12 protein-coding genes are annotated in these 14461 nt (G+C 69.2%); 10 read left to right on the top strand and 2 right to left on the bottom strand.

Annotation, left to right across the window (positions count from 1 at the left end; translation table 11 throughout):
- The 10 genes from G0Q01_RS15895 to folD form a co-directional block, all read left to right on the top strand.
- A partial coding sequence (locus G0Q01_RS15895) for a cell envelope biogenesis protein TolA (protein WP_164213614.1) occupies positions 1-873 on the top strand: 873 nt, incomplete at its 5' end.
- Positions 874-1013: 140 nt separating this feature from the next.
- Complete coding sequence (tolB, locus tag G0Q01_RS15900; protein ID WP_164196689.1) at positions 1014-2342, top strand: Tol-Pal system beta propeller repeat protein TolB; 1329 nt, start codon at positions 1014-1016, stop codon at positions 2340-2342.
- 166 nt (positions 2343-2508) lie between these two features.
- Positions 2509-3045, top strand: coding sequence for a peptidoglycan-associated lipoprotein Pal (gene pal / locus G0Q01_RS15905; protein WP_108967918.1), 537 nt, complete (start codon positions 2509-2511; stop codon positions 3043-3045).
- A gap of 10 nt (positions 3046-3055) precedes the next feature.
- On the top strand, positions 3056-3895 hold the full coding sequence (gene ybgF / locus G0Q01_RS15910; protein WP_164196690.1) for a tol-pal system protein YbgF: 840 nt from the start codon (positions 3056-3058) through the stop codon (positions 3893-3895).
- Between the two features lie 20 nt (positions 3896-3915).
- Positions 3916-5223: a tRNA lysidine(34) synthetase TilS gene (gene tilS, locus G0Q01_RS15915; RefSeq protein WP_164196691.1), complete on the top strand. Its 1308-nt coding sequence runs from the start codon at positions 3916-3918 to the stop codon at positions 5221-5223.
- Positions 5224-5315: 92 nt separating this feature from the next.
- Entirely contained in the window at positions 5316-7229 is a 1914-nt protein-coding gene (ftsH, locus tag G0Q01_RS15920) for an ATP-dependent zinc metalloprotease FtsH (protein WP_164196692.1), read from the top strand.
- A 175-nt stretch (positions 7230-7404) separates the two neighbouring features.
- Entirely contained in the window at positions 7405-8004 is a 600-nt protein-coding gene (locus G0Q01_RS15925) for an MOSC domain-containing protein (RefSeq protein ID WP_108967912.1), read from the top strand.
- A 78-nt stretch (positions 8005-8082) separates the two neighbouring features.
- The gene (locus G0Q01_RS15930) at positions 8083-9765 is read left to right on the top strand and encodes a formate--tetrahydrofolate ligase (RefSeq protein ID WP_164213615.1); all 1683 of its coding nucleotides are present in this window, start codon (positions 8083-8085) and stop codon (positions 9763-9765) included.
- Between the two features lie 176 nt (positions 9766-9941).
- A complete protein-coding gene (locus G0Q01_RS15935; protein WP_108967909.1) occupies positions 9942-10238 on the top strand; it encodes a chorismate mutase in 297 nt (98 codons plus the stop codon).
- A 5-nt stretch (positions 10239-10243) separates the two neighbouring features.
- Positions 10244-11146: a bifunctional methylenetetrahydrofolate dehydrogenase/methenyltetrahydrofolate cyclohydrolase FolD gene (gene folD / locus G0Q01_RS15940; RefSeq protein ID WP_164196694.1), complete on the top strand. Its 903-nt coding sequence runs from the start codon at positions 10244-10246 to the stop codon at positions 11144-11146.
- Positions 11147-11182: 36 nt separating this feature from the next.
- Here folD and pdeM read toward each other — a convergent pair whose 3' ends face one another.
- Both pdeM and G0Q01_RS15950 read right to left on the bottom strand, forming a co-directional pair.
- Complete coding sequence (gene pdeM / locus G0Q01_RS15945) at positions 11183-11848, bottom strand: ligase-associated DNA damage response endonuclease PdeM (RefSeq protein WP_164196695.1); 666 nt, start codon at positions 11846-11848, stop codon at positions 11183-11185.
- Between the two features lie 130 nt (positions 11849-11978).
- The gene (locus G0Q01_RS15950; RefSeq protein WP_164196712.1) at positions 11979-14393 is read right to left on the bottom strand and encodes a ligase-associated DNA damage response DEXH box helicase; all 2415 of its coding nucleotides are present in this window, start codon (positions 14391-14393) and stop codon (positions 11979-11981) included.
- Positions 14394-14461: the final 68 nt, after the last annotated feature.

Below are 14461 nucleotides of genomic sequence, written 5' to 3' on the forward strand. Positions count from 1 at the left end.
GAGGCGCCGCCGACCCCCGAAACGTCGGCCCCGCCGCCGGTGCTCGCTCCCGAGCGCGCCGAGCGCCCGGTGCCGCGCCCCGCGCCGCGCGTGGCGCCAGAGCCTGTGGCTCCGCCTGAGCCCGACACCACTGTCGCCGAGGAGGTGCAGCAGGCCGCGGAGGCGGAGTCGGAGGCCGCCGAGGTGGTCGAGGAAGAGCAGGAGGCGACCGCGCCGGAGGAAGTGGCGACCGAGATCGTCACTGAGGCCGAGGAGCCCGCCGCCGCCGAGGAGCCCGCGCCGCCCGCGCCGACCCTCGCGCCGGATGCCTCGCGCCGGCCGCTCACCCGTCCGACCCAGCTCGCGCAGCGCCCCGAGCCGGAACCCGAGCCGGAAGCGCCGACACCCGCGGAGACTCCTGCCGAAAAACCGGCTGAAACACCGAGGACCGAGACCGCGCAGACCGAAACGCCGGAGCCCGCCGCGCCGGAGCCCGCAGAGGATGCCGTCGCCGATGCCATCGCGCAGGCGCTGGCTGCTGGCGGTGCTGCCGAGGAACGCGGGCCCGCGGGGCCGCCGCTCACGCAGGGCGAGCGCGAGTCGCTGCGCGTTGCGGTGCAGAAGTGCTGGGTGGTCGACGTCGGCAGCCAGGCCGCCAACGTGACGGTCACCGTCAGCATGGACATGGAGCCCGGTGGTCGGGTCGTCTCGTCCTCGCTGCGGATGATCGGCTCGTCCGGCGGCGATGCCTCGGCGGCAGAGACCGCCTTCCAGAACGCGCGCCGGGCGATCCTGCGCTGCCAGGCCGACGGCTACCCGCTTCCGGCGGACAAGTACGACCAGTGGAAGACCATCGAAATGACCTTCAACCCCGAGCAGATGAGGCTGCGGTGACCGCCCCTCAGGCAAGGATTTGCGCAGGCCGCGCGTTGCGGCGCTTTGTCCGGGGCACCTCCCCGCGCTATGTTGGCCCCGAGGCAGTCATTCCTGCGGCACACAAGCGCGTCGGCGCGACCGGGAAGGAGAACACGAGCATGACTAGACTACTGGCCCTCATCCTTGCACCTGCGCTGGCAGTGGCGGGGCTGGCCGCGCCGGCGCTGGCCCAGGATGGCCCGCTGCGCATCGAGATCACCGAAGGCGTGGTCGAACCGCTGCCCTATGCGGTGCCCGACTTCGTCGCCGAAAGCGATGACGCGGCGCAATACGCGCAGCAGATCAGCCGGGTGATCGCCGACGATTTGACCGGCACTGGCCTTTTCCGCGAGATCCCGCGCGACGCGCATATCTCGCGCGTGTCGAACTTCTCGAGCCCGATCCAGTTCTCGGACTGGAAGGCGATCAATGCGCAGGCGCTGATCACCGGCGCGGTGTCGTCGGACGGGGCGGGCAAGCTCACCGCGAAGTTCCGCGTCTGGGACGTCTTTGCCGGCACCGAGCTGGGGCAGGGGATGCAGTTCTCGGCCACCGCCGACGGCTGGCGCCGGCTGGCCCACAAGGTCGCCGACCAGGTTTATTCGCGGATCACCGGCGAGGGCGGCTATTTCGACAGCCGCGTGGTCTACGTCTCGGAAACCGGGCCCAAGGACGAGCGTGCCAAGCGGCTTGCGGTCATGGATTACGACGGCGCCAACGTGCAGTTCCTCACCTCGAGCAATTCCATCGTCATCGCGCCGCGCTTCTCGCCGAACGGCAGCCGCGTGCTTTATACCAGCTACGAGACGGGCGAGCCGCGCATCCATGTGCTCGACGTCGGCTCGGTGCAGAGCCGCATGCTGCCGACGACCGATGGCGTGATGAGCTTTGCGCCGCGCTTCTCGCCGGACGGCTCGCAGCTGCTTTACTCGATGACCCGCGGCTCCAACACCGACATCTACGCGATGGACATCAACTCCGGCCAGACCCGGCAGCTGACCACCGCGCCCTCGATCGAGACCGGCGCCAGCTTCTCGCCCGACGGCAGCAAGATCGTCTTCGAGAGCGACCGCTCGGGCAGCCAGCAGCTCTACGTCATGCCGGTGGGCGGCGGCGAGCCGACGCGGATCAGCTTTGGCCAGGGCCGCTACGGCACGCCGGTCTGGTCGCCGCGCGGCGATCTCATCGCCTTCACCAAGCAGAACGCGGGCCGCTTCCATATCGGGGTGATGCGCACCGACGGCTCGGAGGAGCGGCTGCTGACTGCCTCCTTCCTCGACGAGGGCCCGACCTGGGCGCCGAATGGCCGCGTGCTGATGTTTGCGCGCGAGACGCAGGGCGCCACCGGGGCGAGCTCGCTCTACACGGTCGATGTCTCGGGGCGGAACCTCAAGCGGGTGCGCACGCCGGACGGCGCGTCGGACCCGAGCTGGGGCCCGCTGCAATAAACGCACAGCCGGGCGGGCACGCCGGGCCAAGGGGCGGGGCTCCTTGGCCCTGTTGCCTTGGAAACAATCCTCTCAAAAGGGTTATCTCGGCTTCAATGCGCCACGTTCCCAAGGCTTTCACGCTGTGCTAGCGTTGCGGCAAACACACGAGCAGGACAGTGATCCAATGACATATCTTCCGAAGGTTCTGATGCTGGTGGCTGGCCTTGGCCTTGCCGCCTGTACCAACCCGGACCGCTTCGGCGCGGGCGATGGCACCGGTGCCGGCGGCGCAGGCTACGGCAATGGCAGCGGCGTGAACGGCGGCTACCTCGACGGCTCCGCCAGCGACCCGCGTTCGCCCGCCTATTTCAACCAGGCGATCGGCGACCGCGTTCTCTTTGCCGTCGACCAGTCGACGCTTTCCGCCGACGCGCAGGCGACGCTGGACGCGCAGGCGCAATGGCTGATGACCAACTCCGATTACCTCGCGGTGATCGAAGGACACGCCGACGAGCAGGGCACCCGCGAATACAACATCGCGCTCGGCGCACGCCGCGCCAACGCGGTGATGGAATACCTGATCTCCAAGGGCGTCGCTTCGAGCCGCCTGCGCCAGATCTCCTATGGCAAGGAACGCCCGATCGAGGTCTGCTCGCAGGAAGCGTGCTACGCCAAGAACCGTCGCGCGGTGACGGTGATCTCCATGGGCATGACGAGCTGAGGCCGGGCGGATGCGTCTGACCGGCATCGCCCTGTGCCTGGGCCTGATCGCGTCCGGCGCGCAGGCCCAGCAAACCGAGACCCTGGCGGACCTCCGCCAGGACCTCGCGCTGTTGAACGGTGAACTTCTGAAGCTCAAGCAAGAGCTCAACACCACCGGCATCGGCTCGATGAACGTGCCCGCCAGCACGCTCGACCGCGTCAACGCGATCGAGGCCGAGCTGTCGCGGGTGACCGCCAAGACCGAGGAACTGGGCCACCGCATCGACAGCGTCGTGGCGGATGGCACCAACCGCATCGGCGATCTGGAGTTCCGCATCTGCGAGCTGGAGCCCGGTTGCGACATCGGCGCCATCGGCCAGACCAAGCCGCTCGGCGGGCAGCAACCCGCAACGGGCGGCACGCCCGCGCCCGCGCCGACCCCGGCGCAGACCGCTGAAACGCCCCTCGCGGGCGGTGCGCAGCTTGCCGTCGGCGAAGAGACGGACTTCCGGCGGGCGCAGGAGGCGCTCGCCAATGGTGACTTTCAATCCGCCGCGGAAAAGTTTGCGGCCTTCCGCCAGACCTACCCGGGCTCTCCGCTAGAGGCGGCGAGCTTCCTGGCCGAGGGCCAGGCGCTGAAAAAGGCGGGCGACACCCGGGAGGCGGCGCGCCGCTTCCTTGGGGCCTATGCCAACTACCCCGAGAGCGAGGTCGCCCCTGCGGCGCTCTGGCAGCTCGGCACGGCGCTTGGCGAGCTGGGCAGCACGACCGAAGCCTGCGTGACGCTGGGCGAGGTGGCAACCCGCTACCCGGGCACCGAAGAGGTGGCGAAGGCGGCGGAGGAGATGGGTCGCCTCGGCTGCCAGTGAGGCCGACGGGCGGCATCCCGGTGAGCGCCTCGCTCGACCAGCGCTTCGCCGAGGCCATGGGCGCGGCGCTTGGCCCCGATTTCCCCGAGAGCATTGCCCTCGCCGTCTCCGGCGGGGGCGACAGCATGGCGATGCTGACGCTGGCGCACAATTGGACCCATGTCTGGGGCGTGCGGCTGCGGGTGGTGACGGTTGACCACGGGCTGCGCCCCGAGGCCGCCGCCGAGGCGGAGATGGTCGCCGAGACCTGCGCCGAACTCGGCTGGGAGCACCAGACCCTGCGCTGGCACTGGGACGGGCAAGGCAACCTGATGGATGCCGCCCGCCGGGCCCGGCTTTCCCTCATCGACGGCTGGCGGGGCGAAACCCGCGACGTGCTGCTTGCCCATACCGCCGATGACGTTGCGGAAAGCTTCGTCATGCGCCTGTCGCGCGGGGCCGGGGTCGAGGGGCTGTCGGCGATGCGGCCGCTGCGCGAGGTGCAGCTCGGGGAGGGCGCACCGATGCGTGTCGTCCGACCCTGCCTGACCATGCGCCGGGCCGAGCTGCGCCATTACCTGCGGGTGCTGCAGGGCCAATGGGTCGATGATCCATCCAACGATGACGAGGGCTATGAGCGGGTGCGGGCCCGCAAGCTCGTCGCCCGTCTCGAGGCGGCGGGGTCGCTGACCGGCGCTGATCTCGCCGCGGCCGCCACCCGCATGGCGCGCGCCTCCGAGGCGCTGCGGGCGCGGGCGGCGCAGGTCTGGGGCGAGATCTCGGCCGAGGTGCCTCCGCAGCGCTGCGGCGACCTCATCTTCGATCAGACCGCATTTCAGACAATCGAGCGCGACACCCAGCTGCGGCTTTTGTCGGCGGCGCTGCGGTTCGTGTCCGGCGCGGAATACCCGCCCCGCGAGGGGCCTCTGGAGGCGCTGCTCGACCGGCTGCTCGGCGGCGGGGGGGGCACGCTGCACGGCTGCGAGGCGCGGATCGAACGCGGACAGATCGCCCTTTTCCGCGAGTACGCAGCGGTGCAGGATCTGTCGTGCGCGGCTCAGCCGGGCGCGCTCTGGGACGGGCGCTGGCGCCTTGCGCGCGCCGTTCCTGCGGGGCTCACCCTGCGCGCGCTCGGCGAGGACGGCTGGGCGCAGCGTGACAGAAAGGCCGAGCCGCCGGTTCCTTTCCATGCCGCGCGCAGCGCCCCGGCAATTTTCGAGGGCGACCGGCTGGTTGCCTGCGACGCGCTGCAACCTGCAGGAGAAGACCCGGTTTTCCAGCTCTGCCCCTTCGGGCGCTTGCCCTCTGACTTCGCGGTATTCCTGAGGTCGGGCCCGGCTTCGGGGTGAAATCGCATTGAACCGGCGGGCACAGCCCTTATGTTAGGCACAGATCGCGGAACCGAGAGGTCCGCGAGATACGTCATTTTAGGAGGCCGTCCTTGGGCAACGCACGAAATATCGCCTTCTGGGTCGTTCTTTTCCTGTTGATTCTGGCGCTCTTCAACCTCTTCTCCGGAGGCGGAAGCACGCTGCAGAGCCGGGAAATCAGCTACTCGGACTTCATGGAGGCGGTGGATTCGCAATCCGTCAGCTCCGTCACCATCGACGGCGAGCAGATCCGCTATCGCGGCAATGACGGTCAGGACTACGTCACCGTCAAGCCCGAGGATGCCCAGGTCACCGACACGCTGATCGACAAGGGTGTCACCGTCCGGGCCGAGGCGCAGCAGCAATCCGGCTTCCAGGCCTTCCTGCTCAGCCTTCTTCCCTTCCTGCTGCTGATCGGTGTGTGGATTTACTTCATGAACCGCATGCAGGGCGGCGGAAAGGGCGGGGCCATGGGCTTCGGCAAGTCCAAGGCCAAGCTGCTGACCGAAAAGCACGGCCGCGTCACCTTCGACGACGTGGCGGGCATCGACGAGGCGAAGGAAGAGCTCGAGGAGATCGTGGAATTCCTGCGCAACCCGCAGAAGTTCTCGCGCCTCGGCGGCAAGATCCCCAAGGGTGCGCTGCTGGTTGGCCCTCCGGGCACCGGTAAGACGCTGCTGGCACGCGCCATCGCGGGCGAGGCGGGCGTGCCCTTCTTCACCATCTCGGGCTCGGACTTCGTCGAGATGTTCGTCGGTGTCGGTGCGTCCCGCGTGCGCGACATGTTCGAGCAGGCCAAGAAGAACGCCCCCTGCATCGTCTTCATCGACGAGATCGATGCGGTCGGCCGCAACCGTGGCTCGGGCTATGGCGGGGGCAACGACGAGCGCGAGCAGACCCTCAACCAGCTGCTGGTCGAGATGGATGGTTTCGAGGCGAACGAGGGCGTGATCATCATTGCCGCCACCAACCGCCGCGACGTTCTCGACCCCGCGCTGCTGCGTCCGGGCCGCTTCGACCGTCAGGTCATGGTCGGCAACCCCGACATCAAGGGCCGCGAGAAGATCCTCGGCGTGCACGCCCGCAAGACCCCGCTCGGCCCGGATGTCGACCTGCGCATCATCGCGCGCGGCACCCCCGGTTTCTCGGGCGCGGATCTGGCGAACCTCGTGAACGAGGCGGCGCTGATGGCCGCCCGCGTCGGCCGCCGCTTCGTGACCATGGAAGATTTCGAGAACGCCAAGGACAAGGTCATGATGGGCGCCGAGCGCCGATCGATGGTCCTGACCGCCGAGCAGAAGGAAAAGACCGCCTACCACGAGGCCGGTCACGCCGTCGTGGGCCTGATGCTGCCGCAGTGCGATCCGGTCTACAAGGCGACGATCATCCCGCGCGGTGGTGCGCTCGGCATGGTGGTCTCGCTCCCCGAGATCGACCGTCTGAACTGGCACAAGTCGGAATGCGAGGAAAAGCTCGCGATGACCATGGCGGGCAAAGCGGCCGAGATCATCAAGTACGGCGAGCCCAATGTTTCGAACGGCCCGGCCGGCGACATTCAGCAGGCCTCGGCGCTTGCGCGCGCGATGGTTCTGCGGTGGGGCATGTCGGACAAGATCGGCAACATCGACTACTCCGAAGCGCATGAGGGCTACCAGGGCAACACCGCGGGCCTGTCGGTCTCGGCGCACACCAAGGAGCTGATCGAGGAAGAGGTCCGTACCTTTATCCAGACCGCCTATGAGCGCGCCTACCAGATCCTCACCGACAACAACGAGGAATGGGAGCGCCTGGCGCAGGGGCTGCTCGAATACGAGACGCTGACCGGCGACGAGATCAAGCGCGTGATGAAGGGCGAGCCGCCGAACGCCTCGGGCGGCGACGACGATGACGCCGACGATACGCCGAGCCTGACCGCGATCCCCAAGACCAAGCCCAAGCCCAAGCCCGCCGACGAGGGCGGCCTTGAGCCCGAGCCTTCGGCCTGAGCGCCTCGATCTTGAAAAGATGCAGACCCCGGAGCCCGAAACGGCCCCGGGGTCTTTCTTTTGCCGAGTGCTGGCATCCGGCCTTTTGAAAGGCGATCCGCGCGGATCTCCTCTCGACCTCGCCGGGCATCTGTGGCCCAACTAAGCGCCGTATCAGTCGTTCAAGGATCCTCTCATGCCCGCGCTCATCCCCACCGAGTTCTCCGCCCGCATCACCTGGCTGGGGCAGGTCCCGCCGGAGGGAGACGACATCCGTTCGCGGGCGGTCGAGTCGCTGGAGATCGGCTGGGGCGGGCCGGAAGGCGAGCGCCACGCCGGGCGCACGCGGCCGTCCTGCTCGCGGGTGACCTCGCAGCACAAGCGCGGCACCGAGATCGCCAACGTCCGCCAGATGTGCCTGATGTCCGCCGAGGAATTGGCCGAGATCGCCGAGCGTGTGAAGCTGGACGAGCTTGACCCGCAGCTCGCCGGGGCGACGCTGGTGCTCGAGGGGATTCCCGATTTCAGCCACCTGCCGCCCTCGTCGCGGCTGCAGGGGCCGGATGGGGTGACGCTGATCATCGACATGCAGAACCGCCCCTGCAACCTGCCCGCCCGCGAGATCGAGGCAGAGCACGAAGGCCACGGCAAGGCCTTCAAGGCCGCGGCCAAGGGCAGGCGCGGCGTCACCGCCTGGGTCGAGCGCCCGGGACGGCTGGCGCTTGGCGACGAGATGCGGCTGCACATCCCCGACCAGCGTGTCTGGGCACACCTCAAGGCCGTCCGCAAGGGCTGAGCGCTTCGCGCGTGACCGGCGCGCGGCGAGCGGCTATGGAGGGCGGCAGACGACCAGACGGGAAGGAGGCCCCCGCCCATGAGCAGCAAGATGACCACCGACATCGAAATCGCCCGCGCCGCCGAAAAGCGCCCGATCCAGGAGATCGGCGAGAAACTCGGCATCACCGGTACGGACCTCATCCCTTACGGCCATGACAAGGCGAAAGTCTCCGCGAGTTTCATCGCCGGGCTCAAGGGCCGCAAGCAGGGCCGGCTGATCCTCGTCACCGCGATCAACCCGACCCCGGCGGGCGAGGGCAAGACCACCACCACCGTCGGCCTTGGCGACGGGCTGGCGGCGATCGGCAAGAAGGCGGCGATCTGCATCCGCGAGGCCTCGCTCGGGCCGAACTTCGGGATGAAGGGCGGGGCGGCGGGCGGCGGGCACGCGCAGGTGGTGCCGATGGAGGAGATGAACCTTCATTTCACCGGCGACTTCCACGCGATCACCGCGGCGCACAACCTGCTGTCGGCGATGATCGACAACCATATCCACTGGGGCAACGCGCTCGACATCGACCTGAGGCGCATCGTCTGGCGGCGGGTGCTCGACGTTAACGACCGCGCTCTGCGCGACGTGGTGACAGGGCTCGGCGGCGTGCCGAACGGCTTCCCGCGGCAGGGCGGTTTCGACATCACCGTTGCCTCCGAGGTTATGGCCTGCCTCTGCCTCGCCGACGATCTGACCGACCTGCAGCAGCGGCTCGGCGACATGATCGTCGCCTATCGCCGCGACAAGACCCCGGTGCACGCGCGCGACCTCAAGGCCGACGGCGCGATGACCGTTCTGCTCAAGGATGCGCTGCAGCCGAACCTCGTGCAGACGCTCGAGCACACCCCGGCCTTCGTGCACGGCGGGCCGTTTGCCAATATCGCCCATGGCTGCAACTCGGTCATGGCCACACAGACCGCGCTGAGCCTTGCCGATTACGTGGTGACCGAGGCGGGTTTCGGGGCGGATCTCGGGGCCGAGAAGTTCTTTGACATCAAGTGCCGCAAGGCGGGGCTGCACCCCGATTGCGTGGTGCTGGTGGCGACGGTGCGGGCGCTGAAGATGAACGGTGGGGTCGCCCGGGCCGACCTTGGCGCCGAGGATGTGGCCGCGGTGAAGAAGGGCTGCGCCAACCTTGGCCGCCACATCGAGAACCTGCGCCAGTTCGGCGTACCGGTGGTGGTGGCGATCAACCATTTCGCCGGCGACAGCGAGGCCGAGGTGGCCGCGGTCAAGGCCTATGCCGAGGCGCGCGGCGCCGAGGCGCATCTCTGCCGCCACTGGGCCGAGGGCTCGAAGGGCATCACCAAGCTCGCCGAGCGCGTCGCGCATATTGCTGACGGAGATGCCGCGCAATTCGCACCGATCTACCCCGACGAGATGCCGCTCTGGGAAAAGATCGAGACCGTCGCCAAGCGCATCTACCACGCCGAGGAGGTGACCGCCGATCCGCGCATCCTCGCGCAGCTTGCCGAATGGGAAGAGCAGGGCTTCGGCAGCTTGCCGGTCTGCATGGCCAAGACCCAGTATTCCTTCTCGACCGACCCCAAGAAGCTCGGCGCCCCGACGGGCCACATGGTGCCGGTGCGCGAGGTGCGGCTCTCGGCCGGGGCAGGGTTCGTCGTGGCGATCTGCGGCGACATCATGACCATGCCCGGACTGCCGCGGGTCCCCGCGGCCGAGACCATCCGTCTCAACGACGCCGGAGAGGTCGAGGGGCTGTTCTGAGGCCGGCTTCCCCGCCGCGAGCGCGGGCGCCGTCTCCGGAAGGTGCCCGCGGTTTCCGATCCGCGCGCCGAGTGTCGTCTTTGTACTGGGCTTTGCCGCACTGGTGCGTTGATCATCGCGCCGCATCGCGGCATAGGGGGCGCAGCGGTCCACGGTCAGCCTGCAAGGAGACACCCATGCGCGATCCCGCAACCCTTGGCGACATGACGGCGCTGCGCGCCGAGATCGATGCCACCGACAAGGCGCTGACGGCGCTGCTGGCGCACCGCCAGAGCCTCATCGACCGTGCCGCCGAGATCAAGACCGGCGCGGGTCTGCCCGCCCGGATCGAGGCCCGCGTCGACGAGGTCATCGCCAACGCCCGGCGCAATGCCGAGGCCGAGGGGATCGACCCCGAGCTGAGCGAGACGCTCTGGCGTGCGTTGGTGGACTGGTCGATCCGCCGCGAAGAAACGGTACTGGGACAGGAGTGAGGCGCATGAGCGCAACGATCATCGACGGCAAGGCCTTTGCCGAAAAGGTGCGGACGCAGGTCGCCGCCCATGTGACCCGACTGAAGGACGAGCACGGCATCACCCCGGGTCTCGCCGTGGTGCTGGTGGGCGAGGACCCGGCCTCGGAAGTCTACGTCCGCAACAAGGGCAAGCAGACGCTCGAGGCGGGGATGAACAGCTTCGAGCACAAGCTGCCCGCCGAGACCTCCGAAGCGGACCTGCTGGCGCTGATCGACCGGCTCAACAACGACCCCGCCGTGCATGGCATCCTCGTGCAGCTGCCGCTGCCGGGGCACCTGAATTCCGACCTGGTGATCAATTCCATCGACCCGGCCAAGGACGTCGACGGCTTCCACATCTCCAACGTCGGGCTTCTGGGCACCGGGCAGAAGAGCATGGTGCCCTGCACGCCGCTCGGATGCCTGATGATGCTGCGCGACCACCTCGGCGCGCTGTCGGGGCTGAATGCCGTGGTGGTGGGCCGCTCGAACATCGTCGGCAAGCCGATGGCACAGCTGCTGCTCGGCGACAGCTGCACGGTGACCATCGCGCATTCGCGCACCAAGGATCTGGCCGAGGTCTGCCGCCGCGCCGACATTCTCGTCGCCGCCGTGGGCCGCGCCGAGATGATCCCCGGCGATTGGGTGAAGCCGGGCGCCACGGTGATCGACGTGGGCATCAACCGCATCCCCGCGCCGGAAAAGGGCGAGGGCAAGCACCGGCTGGTTGGCGATGTCGAGTTTGCCTCGGCTGCCGAGGTCGCGGGGGCGATCACCCCCGTGCCGGGCGGCGTCGGCCCGATGACCATCGCCTGCCTGCTGGCCAACACGGTGACGGCGTGCTGCCGCGCCAATGGCCTTGCCGAGCCCGAGGGGCTGACGGCCTGAGCATGATAACGCCGGGCGGCACCCCGCCCGGCACCCTCAGCGCGGCATCGGGATCGCCAGCGGCACCTCGCCGGTGAGGATTGCCCGCGCTCCCGGCTCCATCAGCCCGGCCAGCACCGCGCTGTCGGTGCGCAGCCCGCCGGTATAGGCGCCATAGGCGGGCATCAGCAGCCGCGCCCCGTCCACCAGAAAACAGGCCCGCGAGACCACCCGCCCGCCGCGCAGCACCAGCCGCGCCTTGGGGTGGTAATGCCCCGAGATCTCGCCGCGCGCGTCCGGCTCGGCGATATGCCGCAGCACCAGCCCGCCCAGATCGAGCTCGGCCAGATGCGCACCGCCGAGCGACACCGGACCCGGGTCGTGGTTGCCCTCGATCCACATCCAGTCGCGCCCGGCCTGCAGCCGGGCGATCCACAGCCGCTCCTCCTCGGGGAGCAGGAGGTCGATCCCCGCCGCGTCGAAACTGTCGCCGAGGCAGACCACGCGCCGCGCGCCGGTGGCCTCGAGGTCGCGCTCCAGCCGCATCAGCGTCTCGCGCCCCTCGTAAGGCGGCAGCAGCGCGCCGCCCTGCGCCGCGAGCCGGGCCGACTTGCCAAGGTGCAGGTCCGAGACCACCAGCAGCCGCTCGGCAGGCCAGAACAGCGCCCCGGATCCGAGCGCCTCCAGCGCCGCCCCGCAAAAATCGATCTTCACGCGTGTCATGCGGGCTGCAATGCCAGAGCCCGCGCCCTGCTTCTAGGCCCAAATACCCCGGGGGAGGCCGCGCTGCGGCCGGGGGCCAAGCCCGCTCTGTGCTGCTCTGCCCGCCAAACGCGGTCCGCGGCATGGTCCGTCATGCGCCGATCTGCGCCAGCCCCGCTTCGCGAAGGAGCGCCCCGACTTGCTCTTCCAGCAGCCGCGCCTCGGCGCTGCCGCGGATCGGCACCCGGCCCGGCTCGAGGAAGAGCGGCGCCGAGAGCGGCGAGAGCCGCTCGAGCCGGACAAGATCGATCCGCCCCTCGACCCGCTGGCACATCTCGCGGATGCGGGCGAAATCCACCAGCCCGCGCATGGCCTCTTCGCGGGTGATTTGCAGCAGCAGGTGCCCGGGGTCGTATTTCACCAGCGTATCGTAAAGGATGTCCGAGGACATGGTCGCCTGCTTCCCGGTCTTCCGCTGGCCGCCGATGTTGCGCTCGATGAGCCCGGCGATGGTGGCCGACGCCCGGAAGGTCCGCTTCATCACCGCGTTGCCCGCCAGCCAGCCCTCAAGCCCCGCCTCCAGCGCCGCGAGATCGAAAAGCGGGCCCGGGTCGATCACCGCATCGAGCCCCCAGATCAGCACCGCGTAATCGGTGGCGACGAACCCCATGGGCGCCAGCCCTTCCTCCTCCATCCGCTTGGTCAGCAGAAGGCCCAGGGTCTGCATCGCGTTGCGCCCGGCAAAGCCGTAGACCACCAGCTGCTCGCGCCCGTCATGCGCAAAGCTCTCGATCAGCAGCCGCCCGGGCTGCGGCAGGCGCGAGACCTCGCGCTGCAGGCGCAGCCAGTCGGCGGTGTGCTCCGGCAGGCCCGGCCAGTCCTCCTGCTGGAACATCCGCAGGATGCGCTCGGAAAGCTGGGTGGAGGTGGCGAACTTGGTGCCCATGAAGGTGGCGATCTTCGGCTTGCTGTGGGCGTCGCGGCTGACCTGCACCACCATCTCGCGCAGCCCCTCGTAGCGCACGATCTGCCCGCCAATGAGGAAGGTGTCGCCACGGGTCAGCTGTGCGGCAAAGCCCTCCTCGATCTCTCCCAAGGGCGCGCCGCCGCGCCCGCGGTAGCGCACCTTGAGCGTATCGGTGTCCTGGATGGTGCCGATGTTCTGCCGGATGCGCGCCGCCGAACGCGGATCGCGCAGCTGCCAGAGCCCGTCCTCGCGCTGCTTCAGCCGCTGCCACTGGTCATAGGCCCGCAGCGCGTAACCGCCGGTGGCGCAGAACTGCAGGCAATCGTCGAACTCGGCCCGGCTCAGCCCGGCATAGGCCCCCGCCGTGATCATCTCGGCGTAAAGCGCCTCTGCCTCGAACGGCCCGGCGCACGCGGCGATGAGGATGTGCTGGCAGAGCACGTCGCGCGGGCCGGGGCCCCGGCTCTCGCCATCAAGATCGCGCGCCCGAACCGCCTCGAGCGCCGCGAGGCATTCCACCACCTCGAAGCGGTTGGCGGGCACAAGCAGCGCCTTGGAGGGCGCATTATATCGGTGGTTGGCCCGGCCGATGCGCTGCACGAGGCGTTTCACGTTCTTCGGCGCGCCGATCTGGATCACCAGGTCGACATCGCCCCAGTCGATGCCAAGATCGAGCGAGCCGGTGCAGACGATGGCGCGCAGATCACCGCGCACCATGGCGGCCTCGACCTTCTCGCGCTGGCCGCGGTCGAGCGAGCCGTGGTGGATGCCGATCGGCAGCGCGTCCTCATTGGCCAGCCAGAGCTTGTGAAAGAAGATCTCGGCCTGCGCCCGGGTGTTGTGGAAGATCAGCGTGGTGCGGTGCCGCTTCACCTGCTCCAGCACCGCCGGGATCGCATAGGCCGCGCCGCCGCCGGACCAGGGCGGGGCGGCCTCGGTCTCGAGCATCGAGATATCCGGCTCCGGCCCCGGGTCGGCCTCGAGGATCTCGCAGGGGTCCGGGTGCCGGGCCAGCAGCCGGGCGATGGCCTGCGGATCCTCGACCGTCGCCGAGAGCCCGACCCGCCGCAGCCCCGGGCAAAGCGTCTGCAGCCGCGCCAGCGCCAGCATCAGCTGATCCCCGCGCTTGCTCTCGGCGAGGGCGTGGATCTCGTCGACCACCACCCTTTGCAGCCCCGCGAAGATGCGCGGCGCATCCTCGTAGGAGGTCAGCAGCGCAAGGCTCTCGGGCGTGGTCAGCAGGATATGCGGCGGGTCGGCCCGCTGCCGCCGCTTGCGCGAGGACGAGGTGTCGCCGGTGCGGTCCTCGACGCGGATCGGCAGGCCGGCCTCCTCGATGGGGATGAGCAGGTTGCGCCGGATGTCGGCTGCCAGGGCCTTCAGCGGCGAGACGTAGAGCGTATGGAGCCCGGCCCTCGGCGCCTCGGTCAGCTCGGCCAGCGTCGGCAGGAAGCCGGCCAGCGTTTTGCCGCCGCCGGTGGGCGCGATGAGCAGCAGCGCCGGAGCGCCGGCGCGCGCCAGCATCGCGCGCTGGTGCGGGTGCAGGCTCCAGCCACGCGCGGAGAACCATTGGTCGAGGGAAGCGGGCAAGGCGGACATCCCCCCAAGATAGGCGCGCGCCGGCCAAGGAAAAGCGCGCCGCATGTGCTTTCTTGTGGGGGGAATAT

The organism is Salipiger sp. PrR007 (genome assembly GCF_010499845.1).
Taxonomy (GTDB): Bacteria; Pseudomonadota; Alphaproteobacteria; order Rhodobacterales; family Rhodobacteraceae; genus Salipiger; species Salipiger pacificus_A.

Bases quoted from the DNA above. Each gene is read 5' to 3' on its own strand.
- tolB (WP_164196689.1), top strand. From the start codon at position 1,014: ATGACTAGACTACTGGCCCTCATCCTTGCACCTGCGCTGGCAGTGGCG.
- G0Q01_RS15925 (WP_108967912.1), top strand. From the start codon at position 7,405: ATGCCCGCGCTCATCCCCACCGAGTTCTCCGCCCGCATCACCTGGCTG.
- G0Q01_RS15935 (WP_108967909.1), top strand. From the start codon at position 9,942: ATGCGCGATCCCGCAACCCTTGGCGACATGACGGCGCTGCGCGCCGAG.
- pdeM (WP_164196695.1), bottom strand. From the start codon at position 11,848: ATGACACGCGTGAAGATCGATTTTTGCGGGGCGGCGCTGGAGGCGCTC.
- ybgF (WP_164196690.1), top strand. From the start codon at position 3,056: ATGCGTCTGACCGGCATCGCCCTGTGCCTGGGCCTGATCGCGTCCGGC.
- pal (WP_108967918.1), top strand. From the start codon at position 2,509: ATGACATATCTTCCGAAGGTTCTGATGCTGGTGGCTGGCCTTGGCCTT.
- G0Q01_RS15950 (WP_164196712.1), bottom strand. From the start codon at position 14,393: ATGTCCGCCTTGCCCGCTTCCCTCGACCAATGGTTCTCCGCGCGTGGC.
- folD (WP_164196694.1), top strand. From the start codon at position 10,244: ATGAGCGCAACGATCATCGACGGCAAGGCCTTTGCCGAAAAGGTGCGG.
- G0Q01_RS15930 (WP_164213615.1), top strand. From the start codon at position 8,083: ATGAGCAGCAAGATGACCACCGACATCGAAATCGCCCGCGCCGCCGAA.